At 69.0% G+C, this 18,648-nt stretch carries 17 protein-coding genes; 6 read left to right on the forward strand and 11 right to left on the reverse strand.

All coding sequences use genetic code 11. From position 1 onward, the window contains the following. Positions 1-2 precede the first annotated feature (2 nt). The 4 genes from Pth03_RS09690 to Pth03_RS09705 form a co-directional block, all read right to left on the reverse strand. Positions 3-656 (reverse strand): response regulator transcription factor, encoded by a 654-nt coding sequence (locus Pth03_RS09690; protein ID WP_203943827.1) that lies wholly within the window; start codon positions 654-656, stop codon positions 3-5. Continuing rightward, positions 653-2,674 (reverse strand): sensor histidine kinase, encoded by a 2,022-nt coding sequence (locus Pth03_RS09695; RefSeq protein WP_203943828.1) that lies wholly within the window; start codon positions 2,672-2,674, stop codon positions 653-655. Before Pth03_RS09695 ends, Pth03_RS09690 begins: the two co-directional genes overlap by 4 nt. 25 nt (positions 2,675-2,699) lie before the next feature. Continuing rightward, entirely contained in the window at positions 2,700-3,389 is a 690-nt protein-coding gene (locus Pth03_RS09700) for a hypothetical protein (protein WP_203943829.1), read from the reverse strand. Between the two features lie 124 nt (positions 3,390-3,513). Beyond that, positions 3,514-4,164, reverse strand: a complete 651-nt coding sequence (locus Pth03_RS09705; RefSeq protein ID WP_203943830.1) for a TetR/AcrR family transcriptional regulator — start codon at positions 4,162-4,164, stop codon at positions 3,514-3,516. Between the two features lie 190 nt (positions 4,165-4,354). Between Pth03_RS09705 and Pth03_RS09710 the strand changes: the two genes are divergently transcribed. Next, entirely contained in the window at positions 4,355-4,798 is a 444-nt protein-coding gene (locus Pth03_RS09710) for a group II truncated hemoglobin (RefSeq protein WP_203943831.1), read from the forward strand. Between the two features lie 148 nt (positions 4,799-4,946). After that, on the forward strand, positions 4,947-6,311 hold the full coding sequence (locus Pth03_RS09715) for an FAD-binding oxidoreductase (RefSeq protein WP_203943832.1): 1,365 nt from the start codon (positions 4,947-4,949) through the stop codon (positions 6,309-6,311). A gap of 66 nt (positions 6,312-6,377) precedes the next feature. Here the strand turns inward: Pth03_RS09715 and Pth03_RS09720 are convergent, their stop codons facing one another. Next, entirely contained in the window at positions 6,378-7,463 is a 1,086-nt protein-coding gene (locus Pth03_RS09720; RefSeq protein WP_203943833.1) for a glycerophosphodiester phosphodiesterase family protein, read from the reverse strand. A gap of 145 nt (positions 7,464-7,608) precedes the next feature. Then, positions 7,609-8,499, reverse strand: a complete 891-nt coding sequence (locus tag Pth03_RS09725) for a LysR family transcriptional regulator (RefSeq protein WP_203943834.1) — start codon at positions 8,497-8,499, stop codon at positions 7,609-7,611. Positions 8,500-8,604: 105 nt separating this feature from the next. On the opposite strand from Pth03_RS09725, the gene Pth03_RS09730 reads away from it, so the two are divergent. Then, positions 8,605-9,468, forward strand: a complete 864-nt coding sequence (locus Pth03_RS09730; protein WP_239118917.1) for a DMT family transporter — start codon at positions 8,605-8,607, stop codon at positions 9,466-9,468. A gap of 9 nt (positions 9,469-9,477) precedes the next feature. Then, complete coding sequence (locus Pth03_RS09735; protein ID WP_203943836.1) at positions 9,478-10,725, forward strand: MFS transporter; 1,248 nt, start codon at positions 9,478-9,480, stop codon at positions 10,723-10,725. A 184-nt stretch (positions 10,726-10,909) separates the two neighbouring features. On the opposite strand, the gene Pth03_RS09740 is transcribed toward Pth03_RS09735, so the two are convergent. The 4 genes from Pth03_RS09740 to Pth03_RS09755 all read right to left on the reverse strand — a co-directional run bounded on the left by Pth03_RS09740 (position 10,910) and on the right by Pth03_RS09755 (position 13,142). Next, entirely contained in the window at positions 10,910-11,326 is a 417-nt protein-coding gene (locus Pth03_RS09740) for a type II toxin-antitoxin system VapC family toxin (RefSeq protein WP_203943837.1), read from the reverse strand. Next, positions 11,323-11,529 (reverse strand): hypothetical protein, encoded by a 207-nt coding sequence (locus Pth03_RS09745; RefSeq protein WP_203943838.1) that lies wholly within the window; start codon positions 11,527-11,529, stop codon positions 11,323-11,325. Before Pth03_RS09745 ends, Pth03_RS09740 begins: the two co-directional genes overlap by 4 nt. 95 nt (positions 11,530-11,624) lie before the next feature. Beyond that, entirely contained in the window at positions 11,625-11,780 is a 156-nt protein-coding gene (locus tag Pth03_RS09750) for a hypothetical protein (protein ID WP_203943839.1), read from the reverse strand. A 144-nt stretch (positions 11,781-11,924) separates the two neighbouring features. Further along, the gene (locus tag Pth03_RS09755) at positions 11,925-13,142 is read right to left on the reverse strand and encodes a glycerophosphodiester phosphodiesterase (protein WP_203943840.1); all 1,218 of its coding nucleotides are present in this window, start codon (positions 13,140-13,142) and stop codon (positions 11,925-11,927) included. Between the two features lie 220 nt (positions 13,143-13,362). Here Pth03_RS09755 and Pth03_RS09760 point away from each other — a divergent pair, with 220 nt between their 5' ends. Then, positions 13,363-14,331, forward strand: coding sequence for a GlxA family transcriptional regulator (locus Pth03_RS09760; protein WP_203943841.1), 969 nt, complete (start codon positions 13,363-13,365; stop codon positions 14,329-14,331). 1 nt (position 14,332) lies between these two features. Next, entirely contained in the window at positions 14,333-14,956 is a 624-nt protein-coding gene (locus tag Pth03_RS09765; protein ID WP_203943842.1) for a DJ-1/PfpI family protein, read from the forward strand. 74 nt (positions 14,957-15,030) lie between these two features. Here the strand turns inward: Pth03_RS09765 and Pth03_RS09770 are convergent, their stop codons facing one another. Then, on the reverse strand, positions 15,031-18,465 hold the full coding sequence (locus tag Pth03_RS09770) for a lamin tail domain-containing protein (RefSeq protein ID WP_203943843.1): 3,435 nt from the start codon (positions 18,463-18,465) through the stop codon (positions 15,031-15,033). Positions 18,466-18,648 lie beyond the last annotated feature (183 nt).

An 18,648-nucleotide genomic window follows, 5' to 3' on the forward strand; every position in this document is an offset into this window, starting at 1 on the left:
CGTCATGTCCCCTCGGCGATCAGGCCGGCCTCCCGTGCTTTTACGGCGGCCTGCACCCGATCCGCAACGTGGATCTTCGCGAACACGTTGGACACGTGATTGCGCACGGTCTTCTCGCTGAGCACCAGCCGCCGGGCGATGTCGGCGTTGGAAAAGCCCCGGCCCACGAGGGCGAGCACCTCCACCTCTCGCTCGGTGAGCTGCGGAAACGGGCCTTCCATCCGCCGGCGGACCGCCGATCCGGTCAGGAAGGCGAGCGCCTGGTCCGCGATCGCCCGGCCGAAGACCACCTCCCCGGCGGCCACCGCGTGGATCGCCGCGACGATCCGTTCCTGATCTGCGCCCTTGACCAGGTAGCCGCGGGCGCCGGCGCGCATGGCGGCGAAGAGCCGTTCCTCGTCCTCGTGCATGGTCAGCACCAGTACGGCGATGCCGGGGTGATCCGCGAGCAGCGCACGGGTGACGTCGATGCCGCTGCCGTCCGGCAGGTGGAGGTCCATCAGGACGACGTCGGGCCCGCATTCGCGGGCCACCGCGATCGCCTGAGCGGCGTTCGCGGCCTCCCCGACCATCTCGAGGGAATCCTCCCCGCCCAGCACGGCTCGCAGGCCGGCGCGGAAAACCGGATGGTCGTCGACGATGAGGACCCGGGTCATGCGACACCTGCCTGCGTCCGAGGCGTGGGTTCTGCCGGAGCGGATACGGGCAGAACGGCGGTGATCACCGTACCGCCGGCCGTGGCCGCGTCGAACGTGCCCCCGAGCTCCGCGGCCCGCTCGGCCATCGAGGCGAGACCGACCCCGCCCGCCGGTCCGGTCCTCTGCGGGAGGCCCACCCCGTCGTCCACGACCCGGATCGTCAGCGAGGTCCCCAAATCGATGCTGACCCGGCAGTCATGGGCGCGGGCGTGCCGCACGGTGTTGGTCACGGCCTCCATGACGATCCGGTAGGCGGCGACCTCGACCGCCGCCGGGAGCGCGTCGAGTTCCTCCGGTCCGGAAACCGTGACCTTCAGCCCGCCGTCGCGCGCGGTCACCGCCTCGGCGTGTTGTCGCAGCGCCGCCATGAGGCCCAGCTCGTCCAGCGCCGCGGGGCGCAGGTCGTGCACGATACGGCGCACCTCGTTGAGCCCCGACCGAGCCTCTCCCTCCAGTCCTCCGAGCAGGTCCGCCAGCGACGACCCTTCCCGTTGCGCGGTCCGGGCTGCCGCCCCGATGCCCAGTGCCATGCCGGCCAGCGCCGGCCCGAGCCCGTCGTGGAGGTCATGGCGCAGGCGCCGACGCTCCTCCTCGCGGGCCAGCACCAACCGCTCCCGAGAGCGCCGCAGGTCATGGGTGAGCTGTACGGCGGCGACCGCCGGACCGACCTGGGCTGAGAAGGCGGACAGCAGCGTCGTGTCGGCCACATCGAGTGCGCGCTGCCCCGGTCGCAGTCCGACGACCAGGGTCGCCACCAGGGAGCCCGCGGAGTGCAGCGGCACCTCGTGGCAGATCTCCGGCCGCTCACCCGCTTCGGCGGCGGGCGCTGAATCCCCGGGGAAGAACACCGCCGCGTGCGGCACACGCAGGCTCCTCCGAACCGTCTCGACGACCGCCGCGGGCACATCGTCAGGATGGGGCGCGGCGGCGAGACGCTCGCCGAGGCGGGTCATGGCCGTGTACGGGTCGCGTCGTTCGCCGTACACCGCCCGGTCGGTGATCCGCTGCACCGCCTCCCGTACAGGAGCGAGGAAGACGGCGACGGCGACGGCCGCCACGACGGCGCCGATCCCCGCGCCACCGAGGGTCCGCCCCAGGACGCCGACCCCGAACGCGAAGACGCCGACGATGAGCAGCGACACCAGGGCGTACCCGACGGTGCGCGACAGCAAGAGGTCGCCGTCGAACCAGCCGTGCCGCAGGACGGCGGCGGCCAGGCACAGCGGGAACGCCACCGTCGTCGCGAGCGACAACAGCCAGCCGACCTCGAACAGCGCGGTGACGAACAGGCCGAGCAGCGCGACCAGGAACCAGCCGAGCTGGCCCCGCTGCGGAGGCTCCGCCCGCCACCAGCGCACGACCAGGCCGACCACCGAAGTCACTCCCGCGCCGACGATGGCGATCAGGCCGACGAACGCGACCGGCGCGGTCTCCCATCCCGGGGCGTACGGGTGCGCCAGCCCAGGGTAGACGTCGACCAGGAACTCGCGGCTGAACAAGCCACCGAGCGACAACGCCGCCAGCCCGAACGCGGCCAGCCACAGCACGGGTCGCCACCGCCGCGACGGCAGCTTCCCGGTCGGGTACAGCAGGGCGATCCATCCCAACCCGAAGCCGACCGCGGGCAGCCAGATCGAGGCGGCCACCGGCGCGAGCACCTCAGCGAGGGTGCCGACGAGTCCGGGCTGGGGCAGCAGCTCGTCGACCACACTGACGAGTGAAACGGTGACGGCGTTCAGCACGGCCTCCGTGAGCAGCAGCCAGCCGAACCGGTTGGCCGGCTGGCCGCGCAACACCAGGATCGCCGCCACGCCGAAGGCCGGCGCCAGCACGCTCTGCCGTAGCTCGGATCCGGTGGCGAGCTCCGCGAACAGGTGTCCCGCCCGTACGGCGAGGAGGAGGCCGAGCACGACGGCGAGTGTGCAGGCGGCGGTGACCACGGTGGCGATGCGCGCGGCCCGGGAAACGGTCGGCACAGGCCCTCCTCTCTCTAACGGCGCCTCAGTGTCCCTTAACCGTCGATCGTGCGGAAATCACGCCATAGGCCACACCCACGGTGCCGAGCAGCAGGATCGCGTGCGACATCGGCACGAGGCCGAGGAAGTCCACCACGAGGAAGACCACGATGAGGGCGGGAGCCCAGCGGGGGACGGCCTTGGACATCCACAGGGCGACCATGAGCAGCACCAGCCCGAGGAACATGCCGACCAGCATGCACAGGAACACCATGGTCGCGAACGAGCTCTCGTCCAGCGCCGTGAACAGCGCCTCCACCTGCGCCGCGTCGCCTCCGGACGCGGCGACGCCGCCGAACACGGCGTACTCCGTACCTTGGACGGCCGCCACCGCGGTCACCGCGAGCACGCCCAGGGCCGCACCGATCATGCTCAGTCGCGGAGCACGGCCGCGGGCCAGCGCCGCGAAGACGACCAGCATGCCGATCAGCGTAGGTACGGCGAGAAAGCCGACGATCTTGCTGGTGTTGAACGCGTCGAGGTTGCCGGAGATCCAGGCGAAGCGCTCGGCATCGTCGGCGCTGGCAGGTTCAAGAAGTTCCTCTGCGACCTGGAGCGCCGGGCCGAGCACGAGCGCGGCGGCGGCGCCGATCCGCAGCGGCAGGCTCCAGCCCTGTTGCGGCCGGGGGGTCGGGGATTGGGGGTCCCGCAGCATCGGGGACTCGCTGACGGACATGGCTTCCTCCTCGGTCCGGGCCGCCGGTGCGGCGGCCGTCGCGGAGGAGCATGCGCCCGGAGGCGTCCCGGGCGCCTGAGTCCGCTGTCCCGACCTCGGCGTGGGACAGCGCGTCTTCCTACGGTCAGTTTCCGCTCTGTGGCCGCAGCAGTGCACGCCGGGCGGCGTCAAGGAGCCACTGTTCGGCCCTGGCGTAGGACCACCCGTTGTCGTCGACCAGGGTGAAGAAGCCCGCATAGCCGAAGTAGAACCACAAGATGTCCAGAGCCTCGGCGGCGTCTACGCCGTCCCGGAGCACGTTGAGCTCCGCGAGGCGCCGGGCGGCGATCGCCGTGCCGTCACGGTAGCGGCGGGTGGCGACGGCGAGGCCCTCCGCGGCGGTGGCGTCATGGGGTGCCGTGGTCAGCACCACTCGCATGATGTCGCCGTAGTCCTCCCGCATCCGCCGGGTGATCCCGGCGACCACTTGCAGGATCTCGGCCCCGTCCTCGGACTCCGTCAGTTGCTGCTGAGTCTTCTCGACCTCGGGTGCCACGGACCACTGGTCGACCAGGATCCGGAGGAGCCCCTGCTTGCCGCCGATGACGTACACGGTCGCCGGGGAGACGCGGGCGGCGACGGCGATGTCGTCGACCTTCGTCGCGAAGTATCCCTTCTCGCTGAACAGCCGGCGCGCCTCGTCGATGACGGCACGCCGCGTGGCTTCCGCGTACTCCGCTCTGCGCGACGCACGGCGGTTCGCCTCGCCAGTCCCCCCACCGGTGCCCTTTCTCACAGCGCGAGCCTACGGTGCGGGCGGGCTGGACGAGCCTGCCGGGCCTCTTCGCACTCTCTCCGGCAGGGGCCGGGCGAACCGCAAGTCGGCCCGCTCGGTGATTGCCGGAACCTGGATGCGGGCGTTTCATGGGTGGGCGACGCCCGTCAGGGCCTGGCGTCCCCTGGATTATCAGTGTAATGATGTAATCATGGAGACGCTCTTCGAGCACGCCGGCGGATACGAGGGTCTGCACCGATTCGTCGAGATCTTCTACGGCAGCGTCCTGTCCGACCCCCTGCTGCAGCCGTTGTTCGGGGCCGGCCGTCCCGAACACGTGGCCCACCTGACGGCCTTCACCGCCGAGACCTTCGGCGGGCCCGACACCTTCACCCAGGAGATGGGCGGATTCCTCCGGCTGATCGACGCCCACCGTGGCCTGGGGATCACCGAGCCGCAGCGGCGCCGTTTCGTCGAGCTCTACATGGCGGCCGCCGACGAGGCCGGACTGCCGGCGGACGCCCCGTTCCGCGAGGCGCTGCGTTCCCACGTGGAGTTCGGCTCGCAGGTGGCCATGCAGAACTCGCACGCGGAGACCGACGACCAGCTCCACCCGTTGCGCGAGGTCCCCCACTGGGACTGGCCCGCGTCCTGACGGCGCCCTGGCCGGGCTCAGCTTCTCGTCCGCCACGTGGAGGGCGCCCAACTCGCTAGAGCTACACTCCAGCGAGTAGAACATTCCCCACTGTTGCGACCTTCCATCCAGTTACAAGAGGGCCGCTTCTCCCCACGAGGTGGACACCATGAACGAAGAGACCTCAGCCATGTCGGCGGCCCGAGAACTGGCCGGACAGCTCGACCCCAGCCGGGTGGTGACGTCAGGCCCGGCGTACGACGACACGGTCCGAATCTGGAACGGCGCCGTGACCAGCCGGCCGGCCCTCGTCGTACGCGCCAGGACGCCGGAGGACGTACAGGCCGCCGTACGCGCGGGCCGCCGCCACGACCTGCCCCTGTCCGTACGCTCAGGTGGCCACGACTGGGCCGGGCGCAGCCTGCGGCACCGCGGACTCGTGATCGATCTCACGGGTATGCGGCAGGTCGCCGTGGACGCGGACGAACGTGTGGCCGTCGTGGGCGGCGGCGCCACCGCCACCGACGTCGTCGCCGCGGCGGCTCCGCACGGATTGGTCGCCGTCACCGGTACGGTCGGCAGCGTCGGCATGGCGGGCCTGACCCTCGGTGGGGGGTACGGCCTGTTGAGCGGGCGCTTCGGCCTGGCGGTCGACAACCTTCTCGGCGCCGACCTCGTCCTCGCCGACGGCCGGCTGATCAGTGTGGACGAAGACCACGAGCCGGAGCTCTTCTGGGCCATTCGCGGTGGCGGGGGCAACTTCGGAGTCGTGACGTCCATGCGCATCCGGCTCCACACTCGCGACCGGATCCTCGGAGGCCTGATCGTCTACCCGTGGGCGCAGGCCACCGAGGTGCTCGAGCGCCTGAGCCGAATCCTCCTCGCCGCGCCCGACGAGCTGACCGTGCAGACGGTCGTCCTCACCGGCCCCGGCGGTGAACCGGCGCTGTTCCTCGTGCCGGCGTGGAGTGGTGATCTGACGGCCGGCGCCGTGCACATCGACAAGCTGCAGCAGCTCGGAACCCCTCTCCTCACGCAGGTGGCTCCCATGACCTACGGCGACCTGCTGCACCTGAACGACCCCCTGGGCGAGGTCACGGGACGCCACTACACCGCCCGCACACAGACGGTGGCCGGCATGACGCCGGGCGTCATCGCCGCCATTGTCAAGGCAGGGGACACCGTCACGACGCCGCTGTCGGGCATGCCGTTCCACCACTTTCACGGCGCCGCAGCCCGGGTGCCCGTCGAGAGCACCGCGTTCGGCATCCGGCAGGACCACTTCATGGCCGAGATCGTCGCGGCGTGGGAACCAGGCGACGGCACGCCCCACCGGGCGTGGACGGACTCGGTCGCCGAGGCGCTGGCGGCCGACGCGCTGCCGGGCGGCTATCCCAACATGCTCGGACCCGACGACCACGCACAGATCGCGCACGCGTACGGCCCCAACGCCGCGCGGCTTCTCGCGGCCAAGTCGCGTTTCGACCCCGACGGGGTCTTCTCCGCCACGTCTCTTCCCTCCACGGCCGGCTGATCGCCTGCTCAGCCGTCGGCCACGGACTTTTCTCGAAGTCCGTGGCCGACGAGGGACGTCGGCGGATCAGTGTGCGTGGTGCAGGTGATGGCTCTTGGGCAGCTTGTAGCCACGGTCGGCCATGATCTCGCGGAGCCGGTCCGGATAGTCGGTGATGATGCCGTCCACGCCGGCATCGATCATGGCGTTCATCGTCGGCTTGTCGTCCACGGTCCACGGGATGACCTTGATGCCCAGACTGTGCGCCTCGTCGACCAGTTGCCTGGTCACGTAGGGCCGATACTCGGGATCGGTCACCGTGCTGCCCTCCGGGTCGCCGGGCAACGGCGAGAACGCCGAGGCGCCGAAGGACTTGATCGCCTTAAGCGGGTCGCCGCCGAAATCGTCGAGATCGAGCCCGCCGAGCCATACCTCGGTTCCAGGCACGCCCTGGTAGTCGGGGTTGGTCAGCGCCACCAGGGGCAGCCGCGGCTCGACCTGGTGCATCCGCATCAGGGCGCCCCAGTCGAAGCTCTGGATCGTGACCTGCTTCAGCATGCCCGCTTCGCGGATCTCGCGCGCCGCTACCTGGACGAACTGCTCACGGGGTGCCGTCTCGGTAGGGGAACCCGCCTCGAACTTGGTCTCGACGTTCATCATCACGTCTTTCGCGTGATAAGCCTTGACCAGGTCGAAAACCTCAGTGAGCAATGCCATGTGCGCCTTGGGCGCCGGCCGCTGCCCCGGGAACTCGGGCAGTGTCTGCGAGCCGCAGTCCATGGTCTTGATCTGCTTGACCGTCAGATCCTTGATGAACTTCCCGACGTAGGGGAACTCCGGATCGCTGGCGAAGGCGGGCGAGGTGTCCTTGCACTTCCGGCCGTCGATCTTCCGGTCGTGCGATACGACCGCCTCACCGTCCTGGGTGATCTGGATGTCCAATTCGAGGGTGCTCACCCCGAGCTCGAGCGCGTTGGCGAATGCGGCGAGCGTGGACTCCGCCACGAGCCCGGCTCCACCCCGGTGCGCCTGCAGGTCGAAATCGTGCCTGAACTGACCGTGGACGCGGTCCGCGGGCCTGCCGGGATCGCCGTCCGCCGAGGCGATGCCCGGTGTCGCCGCCATCACACCTCCGACCGCGGCCACCGCCGCGACCCTGCGCCATGCACGCATTGCTTTCCACTCCTTGTGCCGTGCCACGGCCGGGCAGTGATCACCCGTCCGGCGACCAAGATCTAGGAGCAATTCGACACCGTGCGAGACAGAAGCTGTAAGTAGGACGAACGTTGCATGAGCATGCCCTGTGAAAGCACGACTCTCACTGTCTCGCCGCGTCATGGAGTGCGGTGAGCAGTCCGTCGAGGGCGGGCTGGCCCAGTGAGGCCTCTCGCACGGCCGCGTGGATCGCCCTGACAGGCTCGGGATTGCGCACCCTGCGGATGACGACGGCCGGATGGCGGTTGGCCAGTCCGATGTCAGGGATCAGGCTCAGCCCGAGGCCGGCGGCGACGAACCCCTGCGCGGTCGGGTAGTCATCGCTGTCCACCACGAAGTTGGGACTGAAGCCTGCCGCGGCGCAACTGTCGAGGACCGCGTCGAGGCAGGGGCCGGGCCGCTCGCTGCGTACCCACGGCTCCTCCGCCAGGTCGGTCAGGTCGATGAGACGTTTCGCGGCCAGCCGGTGGCCCTTGGGGAGGGCGACACGGTAGGGATCGTCGAGCAGGTGAAAGAGGCGAACGCCATCGTGGCGGCGACCGCGGGGAGCGACCACGATTGCGAGGTCCGCGTGGCCTTGCGCCACCTCAGGGAGCGGGTCGTCAGGATCGGTCATCTTCAGGTCGATCCGTACGCCCGGGTGTTGCGATCGGAGCCGGGTGATCGCAGGCGCCAGCAAGGTGGCGCCCGCGGTGGCGAAGTAGCGGATCGTCAGCCGTCCGGCGTGTCCGGCCCGCAGGTCGGCCAGCGCGCTCTCGGCTTCGGCCAGTTGCCTGCCGATGACGGCCGCGTGCTCGGTGAGCAGCCGTCCGGCAGCCGTGGGCCGCACGCCCCGCCCGACACGCTCCAGCAGCGGCATCCCCGCCTCCTTTTCCAGCGCGGCCATCTGCTGGCTGATGGCTGAAGGCGTGTAGCCGAGGTTGGTGGCCGCGGCGGTCACCGAGCCGCTGGTGACCACCGCGCGGAGGATCTGCAGGCGGCGCACGTCAAGCATGTAGAACAGCTTAAAGGAGCTGTAGAAGTCTTCACTTGTCCTACCGAATTGGGATCGGGCAGCCTGAGGCCTGAATCCAAGGGACAAGGGGGCTCTCCGGTGCGTATGACGGTACTCGCGCTCCTGTGGGGCTCGGCGTTCCTGTGGATCAAGCTGGCACTGAACAACGGGCTGACCCCGGTCCAGATCACCGTCGCGCGTTCGGCGCTCGGCGCGCTCGTGCTGCTCGCCCTGGCCTGGACCGCACGCCAACGCCTCCCCCGCGACCGCGGCACGTGGGCTCGTCTGACCGTCGCCGCCTTCTTCTGCAACGTGTTGCCCTTCTTCCTGTTCAGCGTCGGCGAGCAGAACACCGACTCCGGAGTGGCGGGAGTGCTCAACGCGACGACCCCGCTGTGGTCCCTGCTGATCGGCCTGGCCATCGGCACCGAGCGCGGTCTGTCGTCCGTACGGCTGGCCGGGCTTCTGCTCGGGTTCTTCGGAACGTTGCTGATCTTCGCGCCGCGACAGGAGCACAGCCTGCTGAGCTGGGGCGCCCTGGCTCTGCTCGCGGCGGCGGCGAGCTACGCCGTCGCCTTCGCCTACATGGATCGGCGGCTCACCGGAAAGGGGACCGCACCCCTCGCCCTGTCCGCGGCCCAGCTCATCGCCGCTACCGTGCTGAGCACCCTCGCCCTGGTGGCCGGCGGTGCGGCGGCCGAGCCACAGCCGCCGGGCCTGCTCGCCGTCGCCGTCCTCGGCGTCTTCAGCACCGGAGTCACCTTCTACCTCAGCTACCGCCTGATCGCCGACGAAGGCGCCACCAGTGCGGCCACGGTCGGTTACCTGCTGCCGGTCGTCTCCGTGGCGCTCGGGGCGATCGTGCTGGACGAGGCGCTCAACCTCCGCGTCCTGACCGGCATGGTCGTCGTCCTGGTCGGCGTCGGCATGACACGACGCGCCGCGCGCACACCCGCACCGACCGCCTGAACGGGAACCATGCATTCCAACTCGGCCTGGGAGAACCCCGGCTTCCGCGCGCTGTTCACCGCGACCACCCTGAGCCAGCTGGGCGTCAACATCAGCTACGTCGCCGTCCCGCTCGCCGCGGTGTCCGCCCTCCATGCCGGCCCCGGTCAGGTCGGGGCGCTGGCCGCACTCAGCACCGCCGCCTTCCTCCTCATCGGCCTGCCCGCCGGCGCATGGGTGGACCGGATGAGGCACCGGCGGGTACTGATCACCGCAGATGTGGCCCGGGCCGGGTTGTCCCTCTCCATACCGCTGGCCTGGTGGTTCGACTCGCTCACCCTCGCTCAGCTGTACGTGGTCGTCCTGCTGAACGGTTGCGCCACGGTCTTCTCCGACGTCGGCTCTCAGAGCGTGCTGCCGCGGCTGGTCCGCCGAGACGGCCTGGTTCAGGCGAATGCCGTGATCGTCAGCCTCATCGCCGCCGGAAACGTGGCCGGACGGGGTGCGGGCGGCGCGCTCGTCCAGTTGCTCACCGCGCCTGTGGCCCTGGCCTGCACCGCCGTCGGCCACTTGGCCTCGGCGCTTCGTCTCATGGCCATCCGCGGCGTCCCGCCCGCTCCCGCCCGCGCCGAAGCACCCGTACGGCTCGCCGCGCAGATCATGCAAGGGCTGCAGCACGTCTTCGGAAACAGGGAGCTGAAGGCACTCGCGCTCACCGCGACCTGCACCAATCTCGGCTCCTCGATCGTCAACACCATGCTCCCGCTGCTGTTCACCCGGGAACTCGGACTCTCGGCAGGCGTGCTGGGCCTGTTCTGGGCCGCAGGTGGAGCCGGCCTCCTGCTCGGTGCCCGCTTCGCCCGCTCGGTCTCCCGGTGGCTCGGGTACGGCCGGGCCCTCGGTCTTGCCGGTCTGTGCCTGGCGCCCGCAGGGCTGCTGGTGCCGCTCGTCGGGCACGGCCCCTGGCTGTGGCTGGCCGGGACCGGCTGGTTGCTGGCGATGTTCAAGACGGGCATGGACAACGTGCTGGGGGTGAGCCTGCGGCAGCGGATGACGCCCGATGACCTACTCGGCCGCATGAACGCGACCTTCCGCTTCTTGCTGACGGGCGCGCTCGCGGTCGGCTCAGCCGTGGCAGGGGTGACCGGTGAACTGGCCGGGCCCCGCGCCACACTCTGGCTGGGCGGCGCCGTACTCGCGACGGCCTTCCTGCCGGTCTTCCTGTCACCGGTGCGCAGGCGCCGGGATCTGCCTTCGGCCGAACCGCACCGGGTGTGACGGCGGTGCCACATCGACCCTGTGGAAGGTGCCGCTCCAGCTCACAGACTCAAGGGGCGACAGGCTTCGGCCCCTTCAAGAACGGCTCCGACCCTCGATCGAGGACCGGCAAACCTGGCGATCACCGGGCACGCGACGCTGGTGCCCATCGGTACGCGATGCCCTCATCGAACGACTCGATCTTTCAGAGCTGCCCGGGAAGCAGGGTGAGCGCGTCGAGGTGGCGGGGGCGAACGACGGTGAAATGGCGGCGATCAAGGGTTGCCACCTGAGACAGTCCTAGACGCTCGGCGATAGAGATCACAGACGCATCAACCGCGCCCAGCGGGAGGCTGGCGTACGTCGCCACGAGATCACCCATGCGGGACAGATCCTCGTTGGTCAGATCGACCAACACCAACCCGTTCCCGAACGAATTCAAGAAGGCGGCTTCCGCCTTGCTTCCCTGCCGCTTCTCGACCAGTTGGCAGACCTCGGTGACGACCGTCGCGGGAACCAACAGCGGGCCGGGATGGGAGCGAAGCAGGTGAGCACAGGAGGCGTGGTGGTCATCCCGGACGTTGATCGCTGCTACCAATGGCCCCGAGTCAATGACGATCACGAAGAGTGATTGTCCTCCGAGCGGAGGATCTCCTCTGACCGTTCCGCGAAATCGGGTTCCGCTTCCAGCATGCCGATGAAGGGCAGATCACGAATCGCCGGCTCCTCGTTGAGCTGATCACGAACGAGGCGCAGGAGAGGGGCGACCTTCTCCTCGGGCAACCGATCCACCAAATGGTGGAGTTCCTCGCGCATCACGCTCATGCATCGAGTCTAGCCAGATGGCCGCAGCCAGCAGGAGAGCCCACGACCCGGGACTTCCAAGCCCAGTGAGCCACTCGGCTCCTCCGAAAAGATCACTACCTTCGTGGCGTCATGCCGAAGGGTTCGAGTTCGCCTTTCGCGAGCGAAATGACGAGACTCTCGGCCTCGTCCACATCCCGGTACTCCAGGATCTCCCCGCTGTCCTCCAGGAAGGCGACGTCCGCCGGGAGACGCAGCCTGGTCTCAGCCATGCCCGGGTGGTACCACTTATCCGTACCAACGCCGGGCCGGCCGAGTGCGAGCTGCCCGTGTTGCGTACGGCTACCGGCAGAAGACCTGTGTGGTGACGGAAAGGCGGGGCGTGCATGTGAACACACCCCGCCTCTCAAACCGGGTCAGCTCTTGCCGGCCACAAGCCGCGTGCTGGACGCGTGGACGGCGCCGTCGCCGGCGAACGACACCGACGAGCCGCGCCAGTTCACGGCCGGCACGGTCGCGCAGCCGTCATAACCCGTGGTCAGGTCGATCGACTTCTTGCCCTTGCCCTTGGCCAGGTGCACAGTCTTGCCGGGGAAGCCGAAGCCGTTCTCGGCGTTGACCAGGCACACCTCGTCGCCGTGCGCCTTCTCATGACGCTGGACGACGAGCTTGGAGTCGACCGCCTCTCCGGCCGCGGCCACGATGAGAGCAGGCTGGTTGGTCTGCACTCCGTCGGCGCCCATCGAACGGGCGAGCTGGAACTGGGCCACTTCCTGGTCGGCACCGGCGTCGTAGGCGTGCGGCATGACGACCGCGCACGCGTCATGGGCGGCGGCGATGGACTCGGGCGAGTACTCGGCCAGGGTGGAGCCGTAGACCTTGGCGACCTGCCCGATCTCGTAGATCAAGAAGCCCGGCTCCCACGCGCTGCGGTTGTAGATGATCCGGGCACCGGGCTCGGCGATCAGGACCCGCGGGTCGCCCGAGTTCCAGATCGACTCTTCGATGAGACCGTACTTGCCGACGAGCTCGGCGAGCTTGCCCTCCTCGGTCACCGACCCCTTGACGTCGAGTTCGATGCCGCGGCCGGCCCGCTGGGCGAGGGCAAGGATCTCGTCCAGCGAGGCGATCTGCGCCGGGTCGTACGCGCCGCCCTTCCAGGGCTCGTAGTCGGCGGCGTTGAGGGCGCGCACCTCGTCGTAGGTCAGGTCCGCGATGTTGCCGGTGCCGTTGGTCGTACGATCGACCGTGGAGTCGTGCAGCGCGACGAAACGGCCGTCCTTGGTCTGCTGGACGTCGACCTCAACCATGTCGACCCCGTACGCGAAGGCGTACTCATACGACTTCAGGGTGTTCTCGGGAGCGAGCGTGTTGGCGCCCCGATGCGCGGAGATCAACACGTTGGCGGAGCCCTTGTCCGGGGTTCCCGCGTGGACCCAGCGCTCCGGCTCCGGCACCTGATCGCACACCGGCTGCTTCACCAGCGGCTTCAACGCGGCGATCACTTGCCGCACCTGCTCGACCCGGGGGTCGTCCTCGGCGTGGGCGCTGGCGTTGCCCGCGACCAAACCCGCCGTTATCACAGCGACGGCGGCCAGCGACCGCACGGCCCGGCGTGCAGTGGGGAACGTCATGTCCGATCCTCTCGACGATCTCAACAACCCGTCGAGCATTCCGATGTCGCTGGACCCATCGATGAATCGTCCTTGACGCCCAAACGGCATATTTACGACTTTTTTATCTATCGCCCTGACTTGTCCCGGTCATGGGCTCCAAACCGAAGCACTCACGATGGCTGGATCTGCAAGGTATGTGTCCTTGCAGCCATCCCTACGGACGGCGGAGCATGGCGACATGCCTCATCGCGTCGTGATCGTGCTTTTCGACAACTTCCAGTTGCTCGATCTCGCTGGCCCGGCTGATGTCTTCTCCGCGGCCGGCCTGCTCGATCCGAACGCCGACTACCGCGTGGAGGTCACCGCCGTCCGCCCGGAAGCCGTGCGCTCCTTGTCCGGCGTCACCGTGACCGCTGAGGCGCCGCTGCGAAGCGTGAAGGGCCCCATCGACACGCTGCTGGTCGTCGGTGGCCTTCCGGGCCACATGGTGGTCGCCGAAACGGCGGCACTGGTCCCGGAGATCCGGCGACTTGCCGGGGAGTCGGACCGGCTCGGATCCATCTGCTCGGGCACGTTGCTGCTGGCCGAGGCCGGCCTGCTGGAAGGGCGGCGGGCGACGACCCACTGGGCGGTGGGAGACCTGCTCTCCCGCGCGCATCCGAACGTCCAGGTGGACGCCGACCGCATCTACGTACGCGATGGGAACGTCTGGACGTCGGCGGGGGTCACCTCGGGGATCGATCTCGCTCTCGCGCTCGTCGCACACGACCACGGGCACGATCTGGCCAGGGAGATCTCCCGTTGGCTGGTCGTGTACCTGCAGCGACCAGGCGGGCAGAGCCAGTTCAGCACACCGCTGAACGCACAGACTCCGAAGCGTGAACCTCTGCGCGATCTACAGGGGTGGATCGAGGAGAACCTGAACGCCGACCTGTCGCTGGAGGTCCTCGCAGAACGCGTGAACACCAGCGTCCGCCACTTCTCGCGCGTGTTCAGGGCCGAGGTCGGTGTGTCACCCGCACGGTACGTCGAGCACGCGCGGACGGCGGCGGCCAAGCGACTGCTCGAAAGCACCGATGAGCCGCTCGATCGGATCGCCACCCGGGTCGGGCTGGGAACGCCCGAGACCCTTTACCGCGTCTTCCACCGAAACCTCAAGGTCTCGCCTGGTGAGTACCGGCGCAGATTTCACGACAAGGAGCGCTGATATGCATATCGCCATCCCCCTGTACGCAGGCTACGACGCCATGGACGCGCTGGGACCGTACTTCGTGCTCCGGAACATCCCCGGCGCGACAGTCACCTTCGTCGCTGAGCGGCCGGGCGTCATCCCCGATGAGGAGGTCACCCTCACCGCGACCGCCTCCTTCGCCGACGTGCCGAGACCCGACGTCGTGGTGGTGCCGGGCACCAGAGACGTGAAGCAGAGCATTCTGGACGAGGCACTGATCCATTACGTGAAGACGGCGCATGCCACCACCACGTGGACGACCTCGGTATGCGTGGGCTCACTCGCCCTCGGCGCAGCAGGCCTGCTGGAGGGAGTCAGGGCGACCACTCACTGGGTGGCCCACGACCTGCTCGTCCAGTTCGGGGCGCAGCCGGTCGACGAACGCTTCGTCCAGGACGGCAAGATCATAACTTCGGCCGGAGTGCTCGCCGGCATCGACATGGCGCTGCACCTCGCATCCTTGCTTGCGGGCGAGGACATGGCCATGGCGATCCAGCTCGGGTTGGAATATGCGCCGCAGCCTCCGTTCAACGCCGGAACGCCGAAGACCGCCCCCGAAGAGATCACCGCTTTTGTGCGCTCCGTCTTGAGGCCTGCCTGACGGGCCACCCGTCGTCAGGTGCGAGGAAGGGCCGGCCGAAACCGGCCGGCCCTTGCTCGATCAGTGGGCTGTTGTCAGCGTCCGAACGTCTCGCACCGTGTGCCGACGTTGGCGTTGTTGCCGCCACCGGCCTGCGCCGCGTCCGAGCCGGCACCGCAGTCGACGGTGTCGTTGCCGCTTCCGGTCGCGATGGCGTCGTTGCCGCCGCCGGTGGTCACCGTGTTGTTGCCTCCGCCGGCGTTGACCGTGTCGTCGCCGTCGCCGGTGGTGATCTGGTCGTTGCCCGAGGCGGTCGCCACGGTGTTCGCGCCGGCGCCGGCACGGACCACGTTGTTGCCGCCGCCCGCGTCGATCCAGTCGTCGCCGCCCGCCGTGGTGATCGTGTCGTTGCCGCTTCCGGTGACGACGCAGTCGCTGCCGCCGTTGCCGTTGACGGTGTCGTTGCCGCCGCGCCCGAGGATCAGGTCGTCGCCGGCGGTGCCGGAGATCTGGTTGTTGCCCGTCGTGGCGACGATGACGTTCTCGATCGCAATGCCGGTGCACGCGGTCGCGGGCACGCCGTCCGCCCGAACGCTGACGGTCCCGGTCTGCCGTATGCCGCTCAGCCCGGTGACCTTGCCGCCGGCTGACGCCTCGGTGTAAGTGACCGATCCGCCTTCTCCGACAGTCAGGGTGATCGGCGTGCCGTTCACACTGACCGTCACGACGGCCTGCTCACCGTCGACGGTCGTGACCGTACTGGTCTTTCCGGAACCCGTGAGCTTGTACGAGCCCCGCCCCAGCTTGATCGTCGCGCCGCTCCCCGCCAACTGGAACTGCGCAGGAACGGAGCCGGCGCCGACGTTCACCAGTATCCCGCCGGGCGTGTGGGCGTCGGAGACCGTGAGCGTACGGCCGCCCCGGCTCAGGATGCTGCCCGACGTGGTGCCGCCGAGGACGGCGTCGGAGAACGTCTGGTTGGCCGGGTCGTCCGCGTGCGAGGTGCCCGGCGGGAACGTCACGTCCACGTCGTCGTCGATGCCGTCGTCGTCCGCATCGAGATCGACCACCGTGCAGTCGAGCGTTCCGCTGCGCAGCGCGTGCCCGTCGTCGTTGCTGTCGTCGGACCAGAAGACGGGCTTGTGGCCGTCGACGCACTCCGCCTGAGGCGCGATCGCGAACCCCTCGTTGTTGAGGTTGGCCATCGAGCCCGGCCGCTCGTACACATGGCTGACGGTGAACTTCCCGTCGGCGTCGATGTCGAGGGTCGCGGTGCGGCCGTTGCAGGTGTCGTCGCACACCGCCCAGAGGTGGTTCGTCTCGGGCTCGAATTGAAGGTCCATCACGCCGGGGAACCCGGTCGCGATCGTGGCGACCCGGGTGAATCCACCGCCGTTCTGGTCGAGCGCGTAGGCGTAGACGGTGCCGTTGGCCTCGAGGCCGACGAAGAACAGGCCGTCGCCGTGGCCCGGGTAGGAGCCCGGGTCATAGGCCTTGCCGGTGTGCTCGTCGACGAAGCCGTGCGAGGTCAGGAACGAGTCCGGGACCCAGGAGATCGCTTCGAGGCCGCTGTTCGCGCCCACCGCCGGCAGATCCGCAGTGAGGTTCCACTCCTTCGTGGCGGTGAGGCCGGCCGCCGTACCGGACGGGTCGAAGCGGAGCACCTCGGGACGGCTGACGCCGCTGTTGCCGTTGTCGCGTTCGGTCGAGACGAACACGCCGCCGGCCAGACCGGCTGCGGTCAAGGTGACGCCCTCGGAGTCGGGGTCGCCGGTGCCGTCCGGGTAGTGCAGCTGCTTGCCCGTGTTCCAGCCGTCGGTCGTGGAGGGCGTCCACTTGGTGCCGTCCCACTCCAGGCGGTAGAGCGTGCCGGGACCGTTCTTCACCGCCCAGAGCACGCCGGGCGTCGCGCCGCCGGATGCCTCGTAGGCCAGGCCGCTCATGTTGGTGCCGAAGACGTTGGCGTCGTCGGCGGTGGCCACCGCGGCGCCGCCCGGCCACGGCGAGGTGGAAACCTGACCGGGGCACGCGTTCGCCGCGCCCTTGGTGGGTGCGGTGGTGGTCACGAACTGGCCGGTACCGTCCGGGCACCGGCCGTACGTGGTCGCGGCGTGAGAGGTCCAGCTGTAGGAATCGACGAGCGTCGTGCCGCCCGGCAGGAACAGACGGGCGGAGTCCGCACCGCCCAGACCGAAGACCGGATCGACGTCCAAGGCCAGGAAAGCACCGGCCGCCATCGTCGTACCCGCGGCGATCGTGAACGCGTGAGTGTCGTCGTTGTCCTTGACGACCCAACCCGAGACATCCACGGCAGCCACACCGGTGTTGACCAACTCGACCCAGTCACCCGGCGTACCGCCGTCGGACTCGACCTCATTGATCTTCACCACCGACGACGGCGTGCCGCAGTCGTTCGCCGCACCCTTGGTGGGTGCCGTGGTGGTCACGAACGCACCCGAACCGTCCGGGCACCGGCCATAGGTCGTCGCGGCGTGAGAGGTCCAGCTGTAGGAATCGACCAACGTCGTGCCGTCCGGCAGGTACAGGCGGGCGGAGTCCGCGCTGCCCAGACCGAAGACCGGATCGACGTCGAGGGCGAGGAAGCCACCGGCCGCCATCGTCGTACCCGCGGCAACGGTGAAGACGTGCGTGTCGTCGTTGTCCTTGACGATCCAACCCGAGACGTCTACGGGAGCCGCACCGGTGTTGACGAGTTCGACCCAGTCACCCGGCGTGCCACCGTTGGACTCGACCTCATTGATCTTCACCACCGACGACGGCGTGCCGCAGTCGTTCGCCGCGCCCTTGGTGGGTGCCGTGGTGGTCACGAACGCGCCGGTACCGTCGGGGCAACGGCCGTACGTCGTCGCCGCGTGGGCCGTCCACGTGTACGAATCGACCAGCGTCGTGCCGTCGGCCAGGTACAGGCGAGCCGAATCCGCACTGCCCAGACCGAAAGCCGCTTCGACGTCCAGCGCCAGGAACGCGCCGGCCGCCACCGTGGTGCCCGCCGCGATCGTGAAGACGTGGGTGTCGTCGTTGTCCTTCACGACCCAACCGGACACATCCACGGGAACCGCACCGGTGTTGACCAACTCGACCCAGTCACCCGGCGTGCCGCCGTTGGACTCGACCTCATTGATCTTCACCACCGACGACGGTGAGCCGCAGTCGTTCGCCGCACCCTTGGTCGACGAGGTCGTGGTCACGAACGCGCCGGTACCATCCGGGCACCGGCCGTACGTCGTCGCCGCGTGGGCCGTCCACGTGTAGGAATCGACCAGCGTCGTGCCGTCGGCCAGGTACAGGCGAGCCGAATCCGCGCTGCCCAGACCGAAAACCGGATCGACATCGAGAGCCAGGAACGCACCGGCCCCCATCGTGGTGCCCGCCGCGATCGTGAACGCATGACTGTCGTCGTTGTCCTTCACGACCCAACCGGACACGTCGACAGGAGCAGCACCGGTATTGACCAGCTCGACCCAATCACCCGGCGTACCGCCGTTGGACTCGACCTCATTGATCTTCACGGTGGACGGAGCCACATCGTCCGCCGAGGCAGGTGGTGGCATCGCAACGAGAAGCGGAACAGCGGTCAGGAACGCGACCGCCAATTTGATTGGCGTCGGCCAATTCTTGCGCAACGTTGATGTCCTCTTCACGGGTCGCCGCAGCGGACCATGGGCAGTACTCCGCGAGAAGCCTCCGGCATC

Origin of the sequence: Planotetraspora thailandica (genome assembly GCF_016863335.1) — a bacterium.
GTDB lineage: Bacteria > Actinomycetota > Actinomycetes > Streptosporangiales > Streptosporangiaceae > Planotetraspora > Planotetraspora thailandica.

Coding starts and splice junctions, on each gene's coding strand:
- Pth03_RS09745 (WP_203943838.1), bottom strand. CDS start 11,529: ATGAGCGTGATGCGCGAGGAACTCCACCATTTGGTGGATCGGTTGCCC.
- Pth03_RS09690 (WP_203943827.1), bottom strand. CDS start 656: ATGACCCGGGTCCTCATCGTCGACGACCATCCGGTTTTCCGCGCCGGC.
- Pth03_RS09715 (WP_203943832.1), top strand. CDS start 4,947: ATGAACGAAGAGACCTCAGCCATGTCGGCGGCCCGAGAACTGGCCGGA.
- Pth03_RS09700 (WP_203943829.1), bottom strand. CDS start 3,389: ATGTCCGTCAGCGAGTCCCCGATGCTGCGGGACCCCCAATCCCCGACC.
- Pth03_RS09750 (WP_203943839.1), bottom strand. CDS start 11,780: ATGGCTGAGACCAGGCTGCGTCTCCCGGCGGACGTCGCCTTCCTGGAG.
- Pth03_RS09725 (WP_203943834.1), bottom strand. CDS start 8,499: ATGCTTGACGTGCGCCGCCTGCAGATCCTCCGCGCGGTGGTCACCAGC.
- Pth03_RS09755 (WP_203943840.1), bottom strand. CDS start 13,142: ATGACGTTCCCCACTGCACGCCGGGCCGTGCGGTCGCTGGCCGCCGTC.
- Pth03_RS09735 (WP_203943836.1), top strand. CDS start 9,478: ATGCATTCCAACTCGGCCTGGGAGAACCCCGGCTTCCGCGCGCTGTTC.
- Pth03_RS09720 (WP_203943833.1), bottom strand. CDS start 7,463: ATGCGTGCATGGCGCAGGGTCGCGGCGGTGGCCGCGGTCGGAGGTGTG.
- Pth03_RS09760 (WP_203943841.1), top strand. CDS start 13,363: ATGCCTCATCGCGTCGTGATCGTGCTTTTCGACAACTTCCAGTTGCTC.
- Pth03_RS09765 (WP_203943842.1), top strand. CDS start 14,333: ATGCATATCGCCATCCCCCTGTACGCAGGCTACGACGCCATGGACGCG.
- Pth03_RS09730 (WP_239118917.1), top strand. CDS start 8,605: ATGACGGTACTCGCGCTCCTGTGGGGCTCGGCGTTCCTGTGGATCAAG.
- Pth03_RS09710 (WP_203943831.1), top strand. CDS start 4,355: ATGGAGACGCTCTTCGAGCACGCCGGCGGATACGAGGGTCTGCACCGA.